Below are 20388 nucleotides of genomic sequence, written 5' to 3' on the forward strand. Positions count from 1 at the left end.
CAACAACAAAAACAAATGGTTCTTGCTGGTGAAGACGGACGGGCCCGCGGATACCCCAGGTCCCGCCTCAAAAATAACGGTAACTTTTAGAGTTTGGGCAGATCTATGCGGTCCGCACGCACCACCTCGATCGCGCCCGCAACATCCTTCAAGCGCACCGGCAAAGACTGCGGCAGCACGCGCCTAAAGGTTGCCGGGTCCATCGGATCAAACACGCCGGTGATGCGCAGCGCGGCTACACCCTCGTCTTGGATCAGCAGTTGCGGATCGCGGTAGCGGGCGAATTCCGCCAGAGCCCGGTCCAGGCGCATGTTGTCGAAGCTGACCCGCCCTTCACGCCAAGGTGCAATGCCCGCAGCCGACACGGCCAGTACCGCGCCCAAGCCACCGGCCGCATCGCTGTAGCTCCGCTGGCCGGGTGATAAAAACACCACGCTGGAATCGACACCGCCCTTGGCCACCTCCACAGGCTCAACCCGCACCCGGCCTGCTTCGACGGCCACATGCACGCCTTCGTCCCCCAGCATGCCCGGTGTATGGCGCACAGAAAAACGCGTGCCGACCACGGTGACGCGGGTGCGGCCGGCCAACACCTGAAACGGCCGCTCGGCATCGGCCTGCACCGCAAATACCGCCTGCCCTTCCAGCAGCTTGACCTCGCGGTGCTGCCGGTAGTAAGCGACTTCCAGCCGCGTCGCGGTATCGAGACGCACGCGGCTGCCGTCCGGCAACCGTTGCTCGGCCTGCTGGCCGCGCTGGGTGCTGAACGCTTGGCTGTACAACGGCTGCGCCTGCGATTGGTTCCACAACACCAGACTGCTGCCACCCACGACCGCAGCAAGCCCAGCCAAAGCCGGCAGAAAAGCCCGGCGACGGACCTGCCGGGCGCAGGGCGCGATTGGCACAGACGCCGGCGCAGCTGGCCGCGGGCCGCTGTCGCTCGCAGCCTCCATGGCTTGGTCGAACGCCAGATTACGCTGCAGCAGATGTCGCATCTCTGATGGAATGCCGTCGAAGGCCTGCCATTCGTCCTGCCAGCGGGCGAACGCTTCACGGTGGATGGCGTCGCTGGCCAGCCAGGCCTGAAAGCCCTGTTCCTCCTTCTCCGTGAATGCCGCGTCGCGCCGCCGAACAACCCAATCGAGCGCTGTCTCACGCACGTGCGCAGCAGCGTCAAGGGTGGGAGTAAAAGGTGGGCGCATGGCGTTCAGGGGATCTCATGTGGGTAGACGCGCGAGCCGCCGGATACCCTAGGTCGCGGAGTCAGAGATTACTGGTTTTTTATAAATGCTTTGACCGGTGCAGCTTGGTGCGTGGCGTGGTTTCGCCAACCGTCCCTCCGGCGGAAGCACGCCGGCAGCGTTCACAGCTGTCAAGCGCGAGCTTGATGTGCTGCTCGACCATTTTGACGGAAATACCCATCTGCGCTGCCACCTGCGCATAGCCCAGTCCGTCAAAGCGATTCAGCATGAAAGCTTCGCGGCAGCGTGGCGGCAGCTTGTCGATGGCGGCAACCATTGCCAATACGCCTTGGTGCGACGACAGTGCAACCTCGGGCTCCCAGTCGCAGGGACCGGCGGCTTCCAAAGGCTCGTTTTCCTTCGGCGCTACTTCAACACCCGCCCGGACTGCACCGTGGCGCTGGTGATCGATCACCAGGTTGCGGGCTGTGCGGTAGAGCAAGGCGCGAGGCTCTTGAATGGATGAACCCGATGCCTGGGCCGCGTAGACCCTGGCGTAGCTCTCCTGCGTCAGGTCGGCTGCCGTGGCGCGGTCAGCGACTTGGCGGACCAGAAAATTCAGCAGTTCGCGGTAATAGCGGTCGAACACAGTCCAGCCAAGCCCTGTAGACATGGATTGAAATCCATGGGCAGGTTGGCGTCGACACGGCGTGGCTCACCTGATGCAATTGAGAATAATTCCCATCATTATCTGCGATGCTCGCCCACATCTGGCTGGCCTCCAGTTTCGTCAGCAGCTTCATAGCCCCTTACAATACGAATTATTCTTATTTACATACCGGCATACGTCACCGGTGAGGGAAAAGAAACGCATGTCCATCGCCGAGCTTTCCCCGCAGCACGAAGTTCAAGCTCTCTACAGCGCGCACCACGGCTGGTTGCATCGCTGGCTGCGCAAGAAGCTGGGTTGCGCACACAACGCGGCCGATGTGGCGCAAGACACTTTTTTGCGCATCATCACCTCGCGCGATGCATTGCTGGGTATGCGCGAGCCACGCGCCTACCTGACCACCACGGCACAACGGCTGATCGTGGACCGCGCACGGCACAGGCATTTGGAGCAAGCCTATCTAGCGGAACTGGCATTGGCTGCGGAATCGATGTCGGGCTACCCGTCACCCGAAGAGATTCTGGTCGCAGTGCAAGCAATGGAACACATCGGCACTGCCTTGCAGAACCTGTCAGAAAAGGCCCGCACAGCCTTTTTGCTGCATTACCTGGATGGGCAGACCCATGCCAGCATCGCGAACCAACTTGGCGTGTCCACCAAGATGGTGCAAAAGTATCTAGCCCAGTCGCTGCTGCATTGTCACCAGGCCCTGGGGGCATAGCGTGGGCGGTCAAACCACACATCCCACTGCCCTGAAGGATCCGATTGCGGAGCAGGCTGCAGCATGGATAGTCCGCCTCACAGCCGACGACGAGGCCGAGTGCCAAACCGCGCAGATTGGTTTTGAAGCCTGGCAGCAGGCAGATCCACGCCATGCGGAAGCGGCAGCCCGCATGCAGGGCTTTATCGGCCAGGTGCAGCGCTTGCGCGAAAGCAGCGGTGGCAACACCCAACCCGCCCACACCGTGCTGCAGGCTAATTTTCCACGAGAGCGCTCGGCCCGGAGCCGCTACAGAGGCAAGCGTGTGGGCGCGCTGCTAACGCTTGTAATTGCGTTGGCCGTGCCTAGCTGGCTTGTGCTGCAGAGCCATCCGCTGTCCTATCTGCTGGCCGATGCACGTAGCGCTACCGGTCAGTGGCAAACGCAAACCTTGCCAGATGGCACACGCCTCACCCTGGGTAGCGCCAGCGCAGTCAACCTGCGCTTTGACCGCCAACGCCGCACGTTGGAGCTGGTGCGAGGGGAAATTCTGGTCGACGTGGCGCACGACCCCGCCCGACCCTTCGTGGTGGAAACCTCGCACGGCAGCATTCGTGCACTGGGGACGAAGTTCGTGGTGCAACGTGAGGCAAATAGCACCTTGCTGAGCATGCTGGAGTCCAAAGTGGCCGTGCAAACCGCTGCCCAGCGCAATACTCCACTGGGCGATACCACCACGGTCAGTGCAGGACAACGCCTGCGTATTTCTAGCAATGATCTAGGCAAGACCGAAGACATCAGCACGCGCAGCATCAGCGATGCATGGAAGTTCCACCACTTGGTCGTCAACGACTGGCCACTGGCCCAAGTGCTCGACACGCTGGATCGCTACCGGCCCGGCCACATCCAGTACGACCGCGCGCAAATCGCGGGCATACAAGTGTCCGCCGTGCTACCGCTCGACGACACCGACAACGCACTGCAACTGCTGCTCACCAGCTTCCCCTCGTTACGGATACGCACGTTGACACCCTATCTGGTGATGGTGGATGCACCCGGTGACAGATAAACAGATTGCTGTTGCGGTCAAGTAATTTAAAAATATTTCCGGTCTGCTGGTTCCAGTTTTCGAATCTCGCTCGTCAAACAGAGTGAAAGCACGATAAACGGACAGCCAAACTCCAACCGGAAAGCGATTTCCGCGTCTGTGGCACTAGCCAGTTCCAGTTTTCATGTCGGGCCTATCCAGGCCATGAAATCACCCACCAAGGAACTGCTGACTATGCCTGCCACCGTGGCCAAAGCCGCCCTCTTTTCTACACGTCTATCGCCTCTGGCGTTTGCTGCTCGTCTTAGCCTAGCCACCAGCTTTGCACTGACTGGTTTCGGATCGGCACAGGCGCAAGCCCTCGCGCCGCATACCCAGTACGAGATACCCGCCGGGCCATTGGCCGAAGCCTTGAACCGCTTCGCCCAACAGTCCGGCGTGGCCATCGTGGTGGACGCGAACAAGGTGCAAGGCCTGCGCAGCCCCGGCCTGCACGGGAGCTACGAATTGGACGAGGGTTTCAACCTGCTGCTGCGCGGCAGCGGCTATGTGATTGCCAAAACCGCCGCCGGCTATGTGCTGTCACCGGCTCCCAAGTCGCAAGATGCGGCAAGCACCACGCCCACACTGCCGGCGGTACTGGTGACCGCCAGTGCGGATCTGCCAGGCGATCTGCCCAAACCCTATGCTGGCGGGCAACTGGCCCGCGGTGCCCGGCTGGGCATGCTCGGCAATACGGACATGATGGACGCCCCCCTCAGCAGCACCAGCTATACCGCGCAAACCATCCAGAACCAGCAAGTACGCACCGTTGCCGACGTGGTGGTGAATGACGCCTCGGTGCGCGCCGCCAGCCAGTCCGGCGGCATCTTGGACGCATTCTTCGTACGCGGCTTCCCGGTGGGCAATGGCAACCTGGGAGAAATCGCGTTTGACGGCTTTTACGGTGTGGCCCCGAACTACCGCGTAGGGACTGATTACGTTGAACGGGTTGAGGTCATCAAGGGCCCCACGGCGTTGATCTACGGCATGGCACCCAGCGGCAGTGTGGGTGGAGGCATAAATATTGTGCCCAAGCGCCCTGCCGACAAAGACCTCTCACAATTCACCGCCGACTATGCCAGCGCATCCCAGCTGGGTGGACACCTCGATCTGAGCCGTCGATTTGGCGAGGATCGCCAGTTCGGCATGCGCTTCAACGGCAGCTACCGCAGCGGCGACACCGCGCAAGACAAGCAATCCCGCCAGGCCGGCGTGGGCGCACTGGCACTGGACTACCGGGGCGAGCGCTTGCGGGCTACGGTCGACTACGTGAACCAGCAGGAGAACATCGACGCACCGTCGCGCCTGCCCCGCATGACCGCAGGCATCGCCGTACCAGCTGCAGCAGATGGCCGACGCAACACCACCCAACCCTGGGAATACGCCAAGGTGGAAGACCAGTCGCTGTTGCTGCGCGCGGAATACGATCTCACCGATAGCACGACATGGTCCGTCGGGGCAGGCGCGGGCCGTACCCATGTGGACCGCTTATTTGCCACATCGCCCGTGTTATTGAATACAGCCGGCGATGTCAGCGCCCTGCCCTCCAACTTCAGGTTCAATATAGACCGGGCATCGGTCGATACCAGCCTACGCTCGCAGTTCGCCACGGCGTCCGTCCACCACAGCGTTAGCTTTCAGGTCAGCGCTTACCAGGACCGTCTGGGGCGGGCATCCAACTCCGCAGCTACGGCGCTGGCAACCAATATCTACCAGCCCATTGATTACGCTCCGCAAACAGTCGCCACGCCCCTGGTGGTGCCCAAGGTGTCGGAAACCCATTTGACTGGTGTGGCCCTGGCCGACACGCTGTCGATCCTCGACAAGCGTGTGCAACTTACCCTAGGCTTGCGGCACCAGAAAATCGAATCGGACAACTTCAGCGAAACCACCGGCGCCACCACCTCGCAATACGCCAAGAGCGCCACCACGCCCATGCTCGGCCTGGTCGTCAAGCCGTGGCAAAACATCTCTCTTTACGCGAATCGCATCGAGGGCCTGACCAAGGGCGATACAGCTCCCGGGACCGCCTCAAATGCCGGAGTAGTTTTCGCGCCGTACAAATCCAAGCAGTACGAGCTAGGCGTCAAGATCGACCACGGCCGCCTGAGCACCACGCTCAGCGCGTTCGAGATCAAGAAGCCCAGCGGGCAATTGACTGGTTCACTGTTTTCTGTAGAAGGCGAGCAACGCAACCGGGGCCTGGAATACAACCTGTTCGGCGAAATCCTGCCGCATATCCGGGTGCTGGCCAGCGCCAGCCTGCTCGACGCCAAATTGACCCGCACCAACAGTGCCTCAACGCAGGGCAAGACGGCGGTTGGTGTGCCATCGGTGCAAGCCAATCTCGGCCTTGAATGGGACACGTCTTTTGTGCCCGGACTCACATTCACCGGCGGCCTGGTCCACACCGGAAAACAGTATGCGAACACTGACAATACGCAAAGCATTCCCGGCTGGCGCAGACTGGACCTGGGTGTGCGCTACGCCACCCAGCTCGCCGGGCGCACAACGACCTACAGGCTCCTGGTACGCAACGTAGCCGACAAGAGCTACTGGGCCAGTGTGGATGCTTACGGTGGCCTGGTGCAAGCTGACCCGCGCACCCTGCTGCTCTCGGCTACGGTGAACTTCTAAAGATGCAGCTGCAGCAGGTGCGGCGGGCGATCCGCACCTTGTTTATCCTCCAACTGATCTCCATGGGCGCCATGGAGATGAGCGGTCCATTCTGGCCCGTGCATTTGCGCTCGCTGGGCGCGTCCGGTTTGTGGTTCGGCTTTGCCGGGATTGCGGTGTATGTGGGTCCGATGCTGGGCATCATGCTCACCAGCGCATTCTGGGGCCGCATCGGCGACCGTTATGGGCACAAGCCCATGATGGTCCGGGCCTTGCTGGGCTTGGCGGTCACCCAACTGGCACTGGCGTTTTCCAACGACATCGCCACGATTTTGCTGCTGCGCTTTCTGCAAGGCAGCTGCGCGGGCTTTATTGCGCCAGCCCAGGCCTATGGCGTGCGCATCGAATCGCCGATACGCCGGGCTCGCTTGTTTGCCCTGTTGCAGGTGTCCACCAATATAGGTTCGTTGCTGGGCGCTGTGGTAGGTGGCGTGATCTTGGACACCGCCAGCTTTTTCTGGATCAATGCCGTAGCCGCCCTGCTGTGCGCACTGTGTGCACTGGCGGTCATGTCCTTGTTGCCCACCGTGCCGACGGCGCAAGCTGTGGTACCGCAAGCAAGTGCGCAGCAGCCCCGCCCAGCGCCACTGTGGCGCTCCACACCCGTCTCTGGGCTGCTCTGCGTGATGGGCATTTTGCTGATGGCCCGCATGCTGACCCAGACGCCGTTCTCGTTGTACGTAACCTCGGTGTTCGGTGCGGCCAACAGCCTGGTCGGCCTGTGCTACGGCGTGCTCGCGTTGGGCTTTGTGGCTTCGGCCAGCGCCTGGGCAAGGCACTTCGAGGGCAAGGCCTTGGGCGAGGTGCTGATGCGCTTGACCGGTATTGTCGTCACCTGCGCCGCCTTGATGCTGGTGGCGGGCCTGACCCGCCACATCGCCGTGTTCGCCGCGATGTATCTGGCCTGGGGCGTGCTCCTGGGCGCCACCACACCGGTGCTGATGGCCCTGGTGTCCCGCGCCGCTGCCAGCCACCAGCAAGGCCATGTATTAGGGCTTGCGCAAAGCGCCTCGCAGGCCGCTTCCATAGCAGGAATTGCTTTGGGCGTTGGCTTCAGCCAGGTCTTCGGTCTGGAATCCATTTACTTTTTTGTCTCACTGTTTTACGCGCTGGCAGCGGCGGCCATTCTGCTGCTGCGGCGCGCTTGCAGCCCTACCCCACCATGACCATCAAACTACGTAAACCGCTCCTATGGGTGGCTGGCATCGCCGGCACCGCATTGGCCTTGTTCTACTTCTTCCACACACCCTCTCCCGCCACTTCGCTGGCTTCTGCGGACGGTGCAGAAAAAACCACCATCACCGACCTCGCCGGGCGCAAGGTGCAGGTCAAGATCCCGGTGCAGCGTGTGATTCTGGGCGAGGGGCGGCAACTCTATCTGGTGGCGGCGCTGGATACCGACAACCCGATCCAGCGCATCGTCGGCTGGCGCAAAGACCTGATGCAGGCCGACCCGGACACCTATGCGCAGTACCGGCAGAAGTTTCCGAAGATAGCCGACATCCCCAGCTTCGGTGGCTTCGAAGAAGGCAGCTTCGACATCGAACAGGCCATCGCCCAGCAGCCAGACGCCATTCTGCTGAACATCGAAGCCCAGCGCTCCACCGAAGATGCACAGTACATCGAGAAGCTGGACGCATTGGGCATCCCGGTGGTCTACGTAGACTTTCGCCATAACCCCATGGCAAATACCGAGCCGACCATGCGCCTGTTCGGCAAGCTGTTTGGCAAGCAAGCCCGTGCCGAAGAGCTGATCGCGTTTCGCACCGCGCAAATCAAGCAGGTGACCGACGTGATCGCCGCCCACCAACCGCCACGGCCCAAGGTCTTTATCGAACGCATCGGTGGCTATAGCGAAGACTGCTGCCTGAGCTTTGGTGATGAAAACTTCGGCCGCTACGTAGAGCTGGCCGGCGGCAGCAATATCGCCAAAACCCTGATCCCCGGTACCTTCGGCCAACTCAACCCCGAGCAGATCATCGCCGTCAATCCCGACCAGATCGTCGTCACCAGCGCCAACTGGGAGGCCTTTGTACCTGGCGGCAAATGGATAGGTGTCGGCCCCGGAGCGAACCTGGCCGAGGCCCGGCGCAAGCTGCAGGCCTATACCGCCCGGCCGGCCTATGCCGGCGTCAAAGCCAACCAGGACCAGGCCTTCCACGCCATCTGGCACCAGTTCTACAACAGCCCCTACCAGTTCATCGCCATCCAGCAACTGGCCAAGTGGTTCCACCCCGATTTGTTCGCCACGCTGGACCCGGATGCGAGCTTCCGCGAGCTGCACGAACGCTTCCTGCCCATCGCCTACACGCCCGGTTACTTTGTATCGCTCAACCCGCAAGGAGCACAGCCATGAGCGCGCGGCCATTGCCGGCTCTCGCAGACAAACACGGCAGCTACCGCAGACTCGTCTTGCGCAAACAGCTGCTGCTGCTGGCCCTGGTGGCCCTGCTGTTGTTCAGCCTGGTACTGGACCTGGCCATCGGTCCGGCCAACTACGGGCTGGGCGAAGTGGTCCAGGCCCTGCTGGCCCCCGACAGCGTACGCCTGCAGGCGCGGGTGGTGATGTGGGACATCCGCCTGCCGGTGGCTCTGATGGCGATTGCCGTGGGTGCGGCGCTGTCGGTGGCCGGCGCGCAGATGCAAACCATTCTGAACAACCCGCTGGCCAGCCCGTTCACCCTGGGCATCTCGGCCGCCGCCAGCTTTGGCGCCGCCCTGGGCCTGGCTTTTGGCGTCAAGCTGCTGCCTGTGGCCGTGGACTACCTGGTGCCGGCCAACGCCTTTGCCATGGCGATGCTCACCGCATGGTTGATCCATATGCTGAGCCTGCGGCGCGGCGTGACGGCCGAAACCATCGTGCTGCTGGGTATCGCCCTGGTGTTCAGCTTCAACGCCCTGTTGGCGCTGGTGCAGTATTTTGCGAGCGAGCAGGCGGTGGCCGCCGTGGTGTTCTGGACCATGGGCAGCCTGACCAAGGCCACCTGGCCCAAGCTGGGCCTCACCTGTCTGGTGATTGCCGTCACCCTGCCGATCTTCGCGCGCCGCGCCTGGGCCTTGACGGCACTGCGGCTGGGCGACGACAAGGCGGCCAGCTTTGGCGTCAACGTGCAGCGGCTGCGCCTGGAAACCATGGTGCTGGTCAGCCTGCTGGCGGCGATCCCCGTGGCTTTTGTGGGCACCATCGGCTTCATCGGCCTGGTAGGGCCGCACATCGCCCGCATGCTGATCGGCGAAGACCAGCGCTTCTTTCTGCCGGCCTCGGTGCTATCGGGCGCGCTGCTGCTGTCGCTCAGCTCGGTGGTCAGCAAATCGCTGGTAGATGGTGCGATCTTTCCCATCGGCGTAATCACCTCGCTGATCGGCATACCGTTCTTCATTGCGCTAATCCTCGGGCAGACGAGGCGCTCATGGTGAGGCTGCGCCTGCAAGACCTGGGAGCCCACCATGGGCGCCATCTGGCCCTCTCTGGCGTCAACACCCCCAGCTTCCAGGGCGGCGAGCTGGTGGCGGTGATCGGCCCCAACGCCGCCGGCAAGTCCACGCTATTCAAGCGCATGGCCGGGCTGCTCAAGGGGTCTGGCCAGCTGCACCTAGAAGGCTCAGCCAAAGGCCCGGCCGGCATCTGCTACATGCCGCAGGACACCACGGCAAATGCAGTGCTGACGGTCTACGAATCGGTGCTGCTGGCACTGAAGCAAAAAGCCTCCTGGGCCGTGAATGACAGCGAGTTGGCATTGATTGACGGCGTACTCGCCTCGCTGGGCATTGCCGACATCGGGTTCCGCAACCTGGGTGAACTCAGCGGTGGCCAGCGCCAGCTGGTGTCGATTGCGCAAACCCTCGTGCGCCAACCGGAAGTCCTGCTGATGGACGAGCCGACCAGCGCGCTCGACATGCACCGGCAGGTGCAGGTGCTGGGCTTTGTGCGCGATCTGGCGCGGCAGCGCGGCATGCTGGTCTTCGTGGCACTGCACGATCTCAACCAGGCGCTGCGCTTTGCCGACCACACCCTGGTGATCGCCGACGGCACGGTGCGCTGCAGCGGCCCGTCTGCGGAAGTCATCACGGTACAGATGCTGCACGAGGTCTACCAGATAGACGCCCGGGTTGAGCGCTGCTCACGGGGCATGGGCCATGTCATTGTGGATGGCGTTGTATAGCGCCCGAACACTATTCAATTTATAGCCGGTAGCGCTGACAGAATAAGCGCCAGCGGCCTATTTGGCACTCAAAATGGCTACAGCGGGCTGTCGATGCGGATCCAGGTGGTCTTCAGCTCGGTGTATTTATCGAAGGCATGCAGCGACTTGTCTCGGCCCACGCCGCTTTGCTTGACACCGCCAAAGGGGACGGTGATGTCGTCCTCGTCGTACTGATTGACGTGCACCGTGCCAGCCTTCAGCGCGCGGGCCACGCCGTGGGCCTTGTTGATGTCGCTGGTCCACACCGCAGCCTGCAGGCCGTAGATGCTGTCGTTGGCCATGCGCACCGCCTCGGCAGCGTCGGTAAAGGACAGCACCGACAGCACCGGGCCGAAGATCTCCTCCTGGGCGATGCGCATGCGGTTGGTCACGCCGTCAAAGATCGTCGGTTCTACATAAAAACCGCCTGTGTCGCCCATTACCTGTGCGCCACCTGCTATCAATTTTGCACCTTCGCTCTGGCCGGCGGCGATGTAGCCCAGCACCGTGTCCATCTGCGTCTTGTCGACCAGCGCGCCCATGATGGTGTCGGGCAACAGCGGGTTGGCCGGGGCGTAACGCGGCACCAGGGCCAGGGCCTTTTCCAGGAACTTGTCCTTGATCGAAGCCTCGACCAGCAGCCGCGATGGCGCGTTGCAGCTCTCGCCCTGGTTGAAGAACACGCTGCCCACCGCCGCCTCCACCGCGCGGTCCAGGTCCGGGCAGTCAGCGAACACGATGTTCGGCGACTTGCCACCGAGTTCGGTCCAGGCGCGCTTGAGGTTGCTCAGGCCGGCCATCACGTGGATGCGCTTGCCGACCTTGGTGGAGCCGGTGAAGGCGATGCAGTCCACATCCATGTGCAGCGCCAGCGGCTCGCCGGCCTCCTGGCCGAAGCCGGGCACCACGTTGAACACGCCGGGCGGAATACCCGCCTCCAGCGCCAGCTCGGCCAGGCGCAAGGCGGTGAGCGGCGATTTCTCACTCGGCTTGAGCACGATGGAGTTTCCGGCGGCCAAGGCCGGAGCAATCTTCCAGGCGGCCATGATCATCGGGTAGTTCCAGGGCACGATGACCCCGACCACACCCACCGGCTCGCGGGTGATCAGCGCCAGCGAGGATTTGCCGGTGGGGGCAATTTCGTCGTACACCTTGTCCACCGCCTCGCCGTACCAGCGGATGCAGTTGGCTGCGCTGTTTACGTCCACCGCACGCGCATAGCGCACAGGCTTGCCCATGTCCAGGGTCTCGGTCAGCGCCAGCTCGTCGGCGTGCGCCAGCAGCAGGTCGGAGAACTTGACCAGCACCCGCTTGCGCTGCGCCGGCGCCAGGCCGCGCCAGCGCGCGTCTTCAAACGCGGCGCGGGCGGCGGTGACGGCCAGGTCGATCTCGGCCTCGCCGCCGCGGGTGACTTCGCACAGCACCCGACCATCGACCGGCGAGGTCTTGCTGAACACTGCCGCGCCCTGTACCCGTTTGCCATCTATGAGGGCGCGACCGTCTAGCTTGAGATCAGAGACATTGAACATGCTGGTTTCCGTAACGGGGTTAACGTGAAAGAACTTTCATGACCCGGGGTGCTCTGCCCCCAAAGTACATGACAGTTAAGCGGCCGTGGCCGCCTGGATATCGCGCGCACGGCGGGCCTGCTGGCGCGCCATGATCACGCTGTAGGCAATGATGCCGACGCTGACGACCGTGATCAAAATCGCAGCCGCAGCATAGATCGACGGGTTCACCCCGCGCCGCGCGTAACCAAAAATCACCTGCGGCAACGTGGTCACACCCGGGCCGGACAAGAACTCGGACACCACCACGTCGTCAAACGACAGGGTGAAGGTCAGCATCCAGGCCGCCACCAGCGACGGTGCGATATTCGGCAAGGTCACCAGAAAGAACACCTGGAACGGACGGCAGCCCAGGTCCATGGCGGCCTCTTCAATGGAGCGGTCCATCTCGCGCAGCCGGCCGGTGATGACCACCGTGGCATAGGCCATGCCCAGCAGGGTGTGGCCCAGCACGATGGTGATCGCCCCGCGGTCCGGCCAGCCCAGCGCCCGCTGCACCGCCACCATCAGCAGCAGCAGCGACAGACCGATGATCACCTCGGGCATCACCAGGGGCGCGCTGACCAGGCCGGCGAACATGGTGCGGCCCTTGAAGCGCACGTAGCGCACCAGCACAAAGGCCGCAAACGCACCCAGGATGGTGGACAAGGTACCGGTGATCACCGCCACCTTGAGCGACAGGAAGAAGCCCTCGACCAGCCGAGAATCGCCCATCAACGCGTTGTACCAGCGCAGCGAAAAGCCGGTGAAGATGCCGTCCTGGCGCGTGCTGTTGAACGAGAAGACGATCAAGAAGAACAGCGGCAGGTACAAGAACAGGTAGACCGCCGCCAGCCAGAAGCGGCCGAAGTATTGCTGGATGAAGCGTGTCATTTCAGGCGTCCTTCGGTGCGTTGCTGGCGTCGCTGTACCGGTTATAGATGGCCATGGGCACCAGGATGAACAGGATCATCACGATGGCCAGCGCCGAGGCCCGCGGCCAGTTGTTGCTGCTGAACATTTCGTCCCACACCACGCGGCCGATCATCAGGTTCTCGGCACCGCCCAGCAGGGACGGAATCACGAACTCACCAACGCTGGGGATGAACACCAGCATAGAGCCGGCGATGATGCCGGCCTTGCTCAAGGGTACGGTGATCAGCCAGAACGCATGCCAGGGCGAGGCGCCCAGGTCGTGCGCGGCCTCCAGCAGGCGAAAGTCCATCTTCACCAGATTGGCGTACAGCGGCAGGATCATGAACGGGCAGTACACATAGGTCATGCCGACCAGCATGGACACATCGGTGTAGAGCATCTGTATCGGTTCATGGGTGATACCGGCCCACATTAGCAGGTTGTTCAGCACGCCCTGGTCGGCCAGGATGCCCTTCCAGGCATAGACCCGCAGCAGAAAAGAAGTCCAGAACGGCAGCATTACCAGCATCAGCAGCGCCGGCTGGCGGCTGGCCTTGGCCCGGGCGATGAAGTAGGCAAACGGGTAGCCGATCAGCAGGCACAGCACCGTGGTCCAGAACGCATACTTGACCGAGGTGATATAGGCCTCGATGTAGATGGTCTGGCCCCAGACCATCACGCCATCGTCGCCCTGCTCGCCCACGATGGACAGGTAGTTGTGGTACTTGAGCAGGATGTGCCACACGCCGTCGACCGCGGTGACCAGGGGTGCAAACGGGTCCACGCCATTGCCCATGTCGGTCACGCTGATGCGCACCAGAATCAAAAACGGTACGACGAAGAAGATGACCAGCCACAGGTAGGGCACGCCGATCACAAAGCGTGCGCCGGGCAGCAGCCGGGTCCATTTCAGAAGGTTCTTCATGGCACGGTGCTCCTATTGGGTCAGGGTCACAGGGGCGGCATCGTCCCACCAGAAGAACACCTTGTCGTCCCAGGTGATGTTGCTGTTGTCGTGGCGGCTTTGGTTGGCCTCGGTCACCTTCACGCGGCGGCCGCCGGGCATCTCGACGATGTACGAGCTGTAGCTGCCGAAGTAGGCGATCTCGCGCACCGTGCCGTGGAACAGGTTGATGGCCACATCGGCCGGCTTGTCTTTGGAAATCTGTATCTTCTCGGGCCGTACCGCCACCGCCAGCGGCATGCCCAGGGTGCCGCTGATGCCGTGGCCGATATGCACCACGCCCTGCTCAGTGGTGACTTCGCAGCGGTCGGGTTCGTCGACGCTGAGCTGGCCGTCGAACAGGTTGATATTGCCGATGAAGTCGGCCACAAAGCGGTTCGCCGGGTGCTCGTAAACCTCTTTGGGTGTGCCGACCTGCAGCACCTTGCCTTTGCTCATCACGGCGATGCGCGAGGCCATGGTCATGGCTTCTTCCTGGTCGTGGGTCACCATCACCACGGTCACGCCCACCGATTCGATGATGTTGACCAGCTCGAACTGGGTACGCTCGCGCAGCTTCTTGTCCAATGCGCCCAGGGGTTCGTCCAGCAGCAGGAGCTGGGGTTTCTTGGCCAGGCTGCGGGCCAGGGCCACGCGCTGCTGCTGGCCACCGGACAGCTGGTGCGGCTTGCGCTTGGCGAAGTCGGTGAGCTGCACCAGGTTCAGCATCTCGTCCACGCGGGTCTTGATCTGGGCGCTGGGCATGCCTTCGCGCTTCAGGCCGAAGGCGATGTTGTCCCAGATATTCAAATGCGGAAACAGCGCGTACGACTGGAACATCATGTTGATGGGACGCTCGTACGGCGGCATCTTGGCGATGTCCACGCCATTCAGGATCACCTGGCCCGAGGTCGGAGTTTCAAAACCGGCCAGCATGCGCAGCAGGGTCGATTTGCCGCAGCCCGAGCTGCCCAGCAGCGCAAAAATCTCGCCCTTCTGGATCGACAAACTGACGTTGTCCACCGCCGCCACGCCGTCAAAGCGTTTGACCAGGTTCTCGGTGCGCAAAAAACCTTCAGGACGAAGTTTGGGCAAATTCATAAGGCTGTATCCCCGCAGCAATCAATAAACAATAAAAAAAGCCGTGCACCCCGGTAAAGACGGTGCACGGCCTGTCACTCACAACCGCTTATTTGCTTTTCTTGAACAGCGTGTAGACGTTGCTCATGGATTCGCGGGTTTCGTTGCTCAGGCTGGTGGGCGAAACCATCTTGGCCATGTTGTCGGCATCGACAAAAATCGTCTTGTCGTTGGCGATTTCAGGCTTGACCTTGTCCAGGCTGGCCTTGTTGGCCGTAGGGTAGGTCAGCTCGTTGGTCAACGAAGCCGAGACTTCGGGGCGCAGGAAGTAGTCCATGAAGATCATGGCATTGTTCGGGTGGCCCGCGTCCTTGGGAATGGCCAGGTTGTCAAAGAAGATCAGGCCGCCGCTCTTGGGCACCAGCACTTCAATGTCGTTGCCGTTCTTGTTCTCGATGGCGCGCGCCTTGGCGATGTTCATGTCACCCGCCCAGCCCAGGCCCACGCAGGCCTTGCCGCCGGCCAGATCGTCGATCATGGTGCTGGAGAACAATCGGATGTCCTTGCGCACCTTGGCCAGCATGGCGCCGGCTTCCTTGTGGTCGGCCACTTCGGCGGAATAAGCGTTCTTGCCCAGGTAGTGCAGTGCGGGCGGGATCACCTCGGTAGGCGAATCCAGGTAGGCAATGCCGCAGGATTTGAGCTTAGAGGTGTAGGTGGGGTTGAACACCAGATCCCAGGCGTTGTCGGGCAGAGGGGTCGAACCCAGGGCCTTGGCAACCTTGGCCTTGTTGATGGCCACCGTGGTGTAGCTCCAGGCCCAGGGCACGAGGTAGTCGTTGCCGGCATCTACGCTGGCCACTTTGGACATGATGGTCGGGTCGAGGTTGGCCAGGTTCGGGATCTTGCTCTTGTCGAGCTTCATCAGCAGGCCGCCGTCGATTTGCGACTTGGCGAACACCGCGCCGGGCACCACGATGTCGAAACCGCTATTGCCGGCCACCAGCTTGGCCTGCAGGCCTTCGTTGTTCTCAAAGGTCTGGTAGTTGACCTTGATGCCGGTTTCTTTCTCGAAATTGGCCACCATATCTGCCGCGATGTAGTCGGGCCAGTTGTACACGTTCAATACCTTTTCTTCGGTATTGGCGGGGGGTGGTGGGGGTGCGGCAGGAGCCGATGCCACCGGCGCGGCAGCCGGCGCAGCGGCCGCCGGGGCCTCTTCTTTTTTACCGCAGGCGCTCAGCAAAATTGCCGACAGCGCAATAACCAGTGCTTGCTGTTTCATAGTGTTGGTAACTCCAAAAAAACCTGTAATAAGTAAGGAAAAAGAGGCCGGGCCAGATTGTATAAAGCGAATCGATCTTAGAACGTGTTTACGATCTCTTTGGGGTCGCGCAGGTATCTTTTCGGGATGCGCTGCTAGGCGCAAAACCCAAGCCAAGGCTTCTGCCTTGGCTGGTTTTGTAACGACGCAGAGCGCCCGAAAAGGTACCTGCCCTTCGGGTTGGGGTGAAATCGGGCGATTTGTCCGTCGTAGCCCTTGCATGGGCAGAGAGCCCATGCTGCGGTCTCCGACAACCAACTCATCCCGATTGCACCCCAACGCGACCCTAAAGAGATCTTAAACACGTTCTTATTGCACGTGACCGGCGGTTTTAAGCTCCTGCCAGGTCAGGTCCAGGCATAGCAAGATCAGCGCCACCATTTCGTCGATCTGGGCGTGCGTCATCACCAGCGGCGGGGCAATGATCATGCGGTCGCCCACGGCGCGCATCACCAGGCCGTTGGCAAAGCAATGCTTGCGGCATAGCATGCCGACCGACAGGCTGGGGTCGAAGCGCTCGCCGGTGCGCTTGTCCTTTACCAGCACCAGCCCGGCCACAAAGCCGCAGGATTCGGCATGCGACACCAGCGGGTGCTCGTTCAAAGCCGCGTACTTGGATGCCAAGTACGGCCCCAGATCGGTACGCACCCGCTCGGGCAGGTTTTCGCGCTCCATGATGGCGATGTTGGCCAGCGCCACCGCGCAGGCTACCGGGTGGCCGCTGTAGGTATAGCCGTGGTTGAACTCGCCGCCTTTTTCAATCAGCACCTTGGCCACGCGGTCGCCAACCAACACGCCGCCCAGCGGGATGTAGCCGCTGGTCACGCCTTTGGCAAAAGTCACCAGATCAGGCTTGTAGCCAAACTTCTCGTAGGCAAACCAGTGGCCCAGGCGGCCAAACGCACAGATCACCTCGTCGCTGATCAGCAAGATGCCGTACTTGTCGACAATCCGCTGGATCTCCGGCCAGTAGGTAGCTGGCGGAATGATCACCCCGCCCGCGCCCTGCACCGGCTCGCCGATGAAGGCCGCCACCTTGTCGGGGCCAACCTCCAGAATCTTGGCCTCCAGCCAGCCGGCGGCGCGCAGGCCGAAGGCATCGGCTGTCTCGCCCGGCTCGGCGTTTTCCAGAAAGTACGGCTGCTCGATATGGGTGATGTTGGGAATCGGCAGATCGCCCTGGGCATGCATGTACGACATGCCGCTCAGCGAGGCCGCCGCCATGGTGCTGCCGTGGTAGCCGTTATGGCGGCCAATGATCACCTTGCGCTGCGGCTGGCCCAGCAGGTCCCAGTAGCGGCGCACCATGCGCACGTTGGAGTCGTTGCTCTCGCTGCCGCTGCTGGAATAAAACACATGCTCGAAGCTGCGCCCATCCACCTTGGGTGCCAGGCTGGCCAGCTTGGCGGCCAGAGTCGCGGCCGGCACATTGGTGGTCTGGAAGAAGCTGTTGTAGTACGGCAGCGTCATCATCTGCTGGTGGGCGGCATCGGCCAATTCCTTGCGGCCATAGCCCACGCTCACGCACCACAGGCCGCTCATCGCGTCCAGCAGGCGGTTGCCTTCGGAATCCCAGATGTAGATGCCCTCGGCCTTGGTGATGACCTTGGCGCCGCGCGCATTCAGGTCTTTGAAGTCGGTGAACGGGTGGAGAAAGTGTGCGCTGTCCAGCGACTGGATTTGGGCGGTATCGATGGTGTTGGTCATAGGCGTTTTCTGTGGATGAAGATCAAACGTGCAACAGCAGATGCTCGCGTTCCCAAGGCGAAATCACCTTCATGAATTCTTCAAACTCCAGCTCCTTGATCTCGGTGTAGACGGTGATGAACTCCTTGCCCAGGATCTCGTGCAGATCGGGCTCGTTGCGCAGCAGGTCCAGCGCCTCGCCCAGGCTGCGCGGCAGCGAGTACGGCGCCAGGTAGGCGTCGCCCTTCATCTCGGCCTTGGGCTTGATCTTCTTTTGCATGCCCAGGTAACCGCAGGCCAGGGTCATGGCCATGGCCACGTACGGGTTGGCGTCCACGCCGATCACCCGGTTCTCGATGCGCCGCGCCTCGGGGCTGGAGATCGGCGAACGTATGCCCACGGTGCGGTTGTCAAAACCCCATTCGGTGTTGATAGGCGCCGCGGTGTTACGCGACAGCCGGCGGTAGCTGTTGACGTAGGGCGCCACCAGGGCCATGGCCGCCGGCAGGTAGCGCTGCAGGCCGCCGATGTAGTGGAAGAAGGCCTCGGACGGCGTGCCGTCGTCGTTGCTGAAGATGTTCTTGCCTGTGGCCTTGTTGATCAGGCTTTGGTGCACATGCATGGCACTGCCCGGCTCGCCGGCAATCGGCTTGGCCATGAAGGTGGCGTACATGTCGTGGCGCAAAGCCACTTCGCGCACCGTGCGCTTGAAGAAAAACACCTCGTCGGCCAGGCCCAGCGGATGCGCGTGGAAGAAGTTGATCTCCATCTGCCCGGCGCCGGCTTCGTGGATCAGCGTGTCCACGTTCAGCTCCATCTTGCCGCAGTAGTCGTACAGCTCTTCGAACAGCGGATCGAATTCGTTCACCGCGTCAATGCTGTAGGACTGGCGCGAGGTCTCGGCCCGGCCGCTGCGGCCAATCGGCGGGCGCAGCACGGTGTTCGGGTCGGTGTTACGCGCCACCAGGTAGAACTCCAGCTCGGGCGCCACCACCGGCTCCAGGCCCAGCGCCGCATACAGATCGCAGACCCGGCGCAACACGCTACGCGGCGCAAACGGCACCAGCTTGCCTTCGCGGTCATAGCAGTCGTGGATCACCTGGGCTGTGGGGTCGCTGGCCCAGGGCACGATGCGCACGGTAGATGCATCGGGGCGCAGCTGCATGTCGCGGTCGGTGGGGTTGACCACGTCGTAGTACGGCCCCTGCGACGGCAGCTCGCCGGTCACGCCCATGGCGACTACCGCCTCGGGGATGCGCATGCCGCGGTCTTCGGTGAACTTCTCGCGCGGCAGTATCTTGCCGCGCGCCACGCCGGTCAGGTCGGGGACCAGGCATTCGACTTCGGTGACACGGCGCTCGTTGAGCCAGTTCTCCAGGTCGTTGAAGGTCATGTGTTCTTTTTTGACATCAGCCATAGGCAATTGCTCCGTTGAGGTTAGGTTGCTATGACTTACGGAGCGCCCGCTCCAGGGGATCGAGCGCTGCGTAAGCCGTTTTTTCACTGCTACGTGATCTGCAGGCGGCGCCAAAGGCCGCAAATATCGCTGTATAAAAAGTGTTCTCCCAAAACCGCCACTCGGGGTGCCATTGCACAGCGTAGGCAAAAGCCGCCGCACCGCGGACCTCGAAGGCCTCGACCAGGCCGTCGGGCGCATGGGCTATCGCACGCAAGCCCGGTGCCAGCCGCGCAATGCCCTGGCCGTGCAGCGAATTCACCCGCGTCTGCGTGCCGCCCGCCCAGCCGGCCATGGCCGAATCGGAGGCGATGTACAGGCTATGGCTCAGCCCGTATTGCTCGACCAGCGGCGCGGTTTCGTCCTCGCGGTGGTCCAGCATGCCCGGCAGTTGCTGCACCGCTTGGTGCAGGCTGCCGCCCAGCGCCACATTCATCTCCTGGAAACCGCGGCACACGCCGAGCAGCGGCACGCCCTGCGCAATGCACTCGCGCACCAACGCGAAGGTCAAGGTGTCGCGCGCCGGGTCCAGCGGCAGGCTGGGGTCGGCCACGGCCTCGTCAAAATGCGAGGGGTGCACATTGGACGGCGAGCCGGTCAGCATCACCCCGTCGACCAAGGCCAGCAAGGCCGGAATTTGGCCCACATCGGCCAGCGGAAACACCACCGGCTGGGCACCCGCGCCATCGCGCGCGGCGCGGGCGTATTTGTCGCCCAGATAGAGATAAGGCAGGGAGCTGTCGGCGTCACCGCTGCGGTTTTGCCGGTGGTCCATCGGCAGCCACACCAGCGGGCGCCGCGAAAAAGATGCATCAGAAGTGCTTGTGTCTGGAGTGGATGTCATGCCCAGCCATTGTTCAGAAGAATGGGTTACCGATCCGATGAGGCTTCACTGTAACCTAAACGAGCCACTGCGGCCGCCCTGCACACTATTAT

17 protein-coding genes are annotated in these 20388 nt (G+C 62.2%); 7 read left to right on the forward strand and 10 right to left on the reverse strand.

What is annotated here, in order from left to right; genetic code table 11:
• Positions 1–86 precede the first annotated feature (86 nt).
• Together BLT66_RS03825 and BLT66_RS03830 are read right to left on the reverse strand one after the other, a co-directional pair.
• Positions 87–1202, reverse strand: a complete 1116-nt coding sequence (locus BLT66_RS03825; protein WP_092755869.1) for a FecR family protein — start codon at positions 1200–1202, stop codon at positions 87–89.
• A 79-nt stretch (positions 1203–1281) separates the two neighbouring features.
• Entirely contained in the window at positions 1282–1854 is a 573-nt protein-coding gene (locus BLT66_RS03830) for an RNA polymerase sigma factor (RefSeq protein WP_255406752.1), read from the reverse strand.
• A 49-nt stretch (positions 1855–1903) separates the two neighbouring features.
• On the opposite strand from BLT66_RS03830, the gene BLT66_RS03835 reads away from it, so the two are divergent.
• From BLT66_RS03835 to BLT66_RS03865, 7 genes are all read left to right on the forward strand, one after another.
• Positions 1904–2572 (forward strand): sigma-70 family RNA polymerase sigma factor, encoded by a 669-nt coding sequence (locus BLT66_RS03835; RefSeq protein WP_369821571.1) that lies wholly within the window; start codon positions 1904–1906, stop codon positions 2570–2572.
• A 1-nt stretch (position 2573) separates the two neighbouring features.
• On the forward strand, positions 2574–3620 hold the full coding sequence (locus BLT66_RS03840; RefSeq protein WP_092755875.1) for a FecR family protein: 1047 nt from the start codon (positions 2574–2576) through the stop codon (positions 3618–3620).
• Positions 3621–3803: 183 nt separating this feature from the next.
• Entirely contained in the window at positions 3804–6278 is a 2475-nt protein-coding gene (locus BLT66_RS03845; protein ID WP_255406753.1) for a TonB-dependent receptor, read from the forward strand.
• A 2-nt stretch (positions 6279–6280) separates the two neighbouring features.
• Positions 6281–7483: an MFS transporter gene (locus BLT66_RS03850; RefSeq protein ID WP_092755879.1), complete on the forward strand. Its 1203-nt coding sequence runs from the start codon at positions 6281–6283 to the stop codon at positions 7481–7483.
• Complete coding sequence (locus tag BLT66_RS03855; RefSeq protein WP_092755881.1) at positions 7480–8673, forward strand: ABC transporter substrate-binding protein; 1194 nt, start codon at positions 7480–7482, stop codon at positions 8671–8673. The genes BLT66_RS03850 and BLT66_RS03855 overlap by 4 nt, the downstream gene beginning before the upstream one ends.
• Complete coding sequence (locus BLT66_RS03860; RefSeq protein ID WP_092755883.1) at positions 8670–9734, forward strand: FecCD family ABC transporter permease; 1065 nt, start codon at positions 8670–8672, stop codon at positions 9732–9734. Before BLT66_RS03855 ends, BLT66_RS03860 begins: the two co-directional genes overlap by 4 nt.
• On the forward strand, positions 9728–10480 hold the full coding sequence (locus BLT66_RS03865; protein ID WP_092755885.1) for an ABC transporter ATP-binding protein: 753 nt from the start codon (positions 9728–9730) through the stop codon (positions 10478–10480). Before BLT66_RS03860 ends, BLT66_RS03865 begins: the two co-directional genes overlap by 7 nt.
• Positions 10481–10557: 77 nt before the next feature.
• Here the strand turns inward: BLT66_RS03865 and BLT66_RS03870 are convergent, their stop codons facing one another.
• The 8 genes from BLT66_RS03870 to BLT66_RS03905 form a co-directional block, all read right to left on the reverse strand.
• A complete protein-coding gene (locus tag BLT66_RS03870; protein ID WP_092755887.1) occupies positions 10558–12030 on the reverse strand; it encodes an aldehyde dehydrogenase in 1473 nt (490 codons plus the stop codon).
• Positions 12031–12105: 75 nt separating this feature from the next.
• Entirely contained in the window at positions 12106–12942 is an 837-nt protein-coding gene (locus BLT66_RS03875) for an ABC transporter permease subunit (RefSeq protein WP_092755889.1), read from the reverse strand.
• 1 nt (position 12943) lies between these two features.
• Positions 12944–13888, reverse strand: coding sequence for an ABC transporter permease (locus tag BLT66_RS03880; protein WP_092755891.1), 945 nt, complete (start codon positions 13886–13888; stop codon positions 12944–12946).
• Between the two features lie 12 nt (positions 13889–13900).
• Positions 13901–15007 carry an ABC transporter ATP-binding protein gene (locus BLT66_RS03885; protein ID WP_092755893.1) on the reverse strand — a complete coding sequence of 369 codons (1107 nt, stop codon included), beginning with the start codon at positions 15005–15007 and terminating at the stop codon, positions 13901–13903.
• Positions 15008–15095: 88 nt separating this feature from the next.
• Positions 15096–16271 carry an extracellular solute-binding protein gene (locus tag BLT66_RS03890; protein WP_092755894.1) on the reverse strand — a complete coding sequence of 392 codons (1176 nt, stop codon included), beginning with the start codon at positions 16269–16271 and terminating at the stop codon, positions 15096–15098.
• Positions 16272–16619: 348 nt separating this feature from the next.
• Positions 16620–18017: an aspartate aminotransferase family protein gene (locus BLT66_RS03895; RefSeq protein ID WP_092755896.1), complete on the reverse strand. Its 1398-nt coding sequence runs from the start codon at positions 18015–18017 to the stop codon at positions 16620–16622.
• A 22-nt stretch (positions 18018–18039) separates the two neighbouring features.
• Positions 18040–19413 (reverse strand): glutamine synthetase family protein, encoded by a 1374-nt coding sequence (locus tag BLT66_RS03900; RefSeq protein WP_092755898.1) that lies wholly within the window; start codon positions 19411–19413, stop codon positions 18040–18042.
• 28 nt (positions 19414–19441) lie between these two features.
• The gene (locus BLT66_RS03905; protein WP_218922550.1) at positions 19442–20296 is read right to left on the reverse strand and encodes a gamma-glutamyl-gamma-aminobutyrate hydrolase family protein; all 855 of its coding nucleotides are present in this window, start codon (positions 20294–20296) and stop codon (positions 19442–19444) included.
• Positions 20297–20388 lie beyond the last annotated feature (92 nt).

The organism is Rhodoferax sp. OV413, assembly GCF_900104385.1.
Classification (GTDB): Bacteria; Pseudomonadota; Gammaproteobacteria; order Burkholderiales; family Burkholderiaceae_C; genus Rhodoferax_B.

Excerpts from the sequence above, each read along its gene's own strand:
- BLT66_RS03825 (WP_092755869.1), bottom strand. The coding sequence starts at position 1,202 with ATGCGCCCACCTTTTACTCCCACCCTTGACGCTGCTGCGCACGTGCGT.
- BLT66_RS03830 (WP_255406752.1), bottom strand. The coding sequence starts at position 1,854 with ATGTCTACAGGGCTTGGCTGGACTGTGTTCGACCGCTATTACCGCGAA.
- BLT66_RS03835 (WP_369821571.1), top strand. The coding sequence starts at position 1,904 with ATGCAATTGAGAATAATTCCCATCATTATCTGCGATGCTCGCCCACAT.
- BLT66_RS03845 (WP_255406753.1), top strand. The coding sequence starts at position 3,804 with ATGAAATCACCCACCAAGGAACTGCTGACTATGCCTGCCACCGTGGCC.
- BLT66_RS03850 (WP_092755879.1), top strand. The coding sequence starts at position 6,281 with ATGCAGCTGCAGCAGGTGCGGCGGGCGATCCGCACCTTGTTTATCCTC.
- BLT66_RS03855 (WP_092755881.1), top strand. The coding sequence starts at position 7,480 with ATGACCATCAAACTACGTAAACCGCTCCTATGGGTGGCTGGCATCGCC.
- BLT66_RS03860 (WP_092755883.1), top strand. The coding sequence starts at position 8,670 with ATGAGCGCGCGGCCATTGCCGGCTCTCGCAGACAAACACGGCAGCTAC.
- BLT66_RS03865 (WP_092755885.1), top strand. The coding sequence starts at position 9,728 with ATGGTGAGGCTGCGCCTGCAAGACCTGGGAGCCCACCATGGGCGCCAT.
- BLT66_RS03870 (WP_092755887.1), bottom strand. The coding sequence starts at position 12,030 with ATGTTCAATGTCTCTGATCTCAAGCTAGACGGTCGCGCCCTCATAGAT.
- BLT66_RS03875 (WP_092755889.1), bottom strand. The coding sequence starts at position 12,942 with ATGACACGCTTCATCCAGCAATACTTCGGCCGCTTCTGGCTGGCGGCG.
- BLT66_RS03880 (WP_092755891.1), bottom strand. The coding sequence starts at position 13,888 with ATGAAGAACCTTCTGAAATGGACCCGGCTGCTGCCCGGCGCACGCTTT.
- BLT66_RS03885 (WP_092755893.1), bottom strand. The coding sequence starts at position 15,007 with ATGAATTTGCCCAAACTTCGTCCTGAAGGTTTTTTGCGCACCGAGAAC.
- BLT66_RS03890 (WP_092755894.1), bottom strand. The coding sequence starts at position 16,271 with ATGAAACAGCAAGCACTGGTTATTGCGCTGTCGGCAATTTTGCTGAGC.
- BLT66_RS03895 (WP_092755896.1), bottom strand. The coding sequence starts at position 18,017 with ATGACCAACACCATCGATACCGCCCAAATCCAGTCGCTGGACAGCGCA.
- BLT66_RS03900 (WP_092755898.1), bottom strand. The coding sequence starts at position 19,413 with ATGGCTGATGTCAAAAAAGAACACATGACCTTCAACGACCTGGAGAAC.
- BLT66_RS03905 (WP_218922550.1), bottom strand. The coding sequence starts at position 20,296 with ATGACATCCACTCCAGACACAAGCACTTCTGATGCATCTTTTTCGCGG.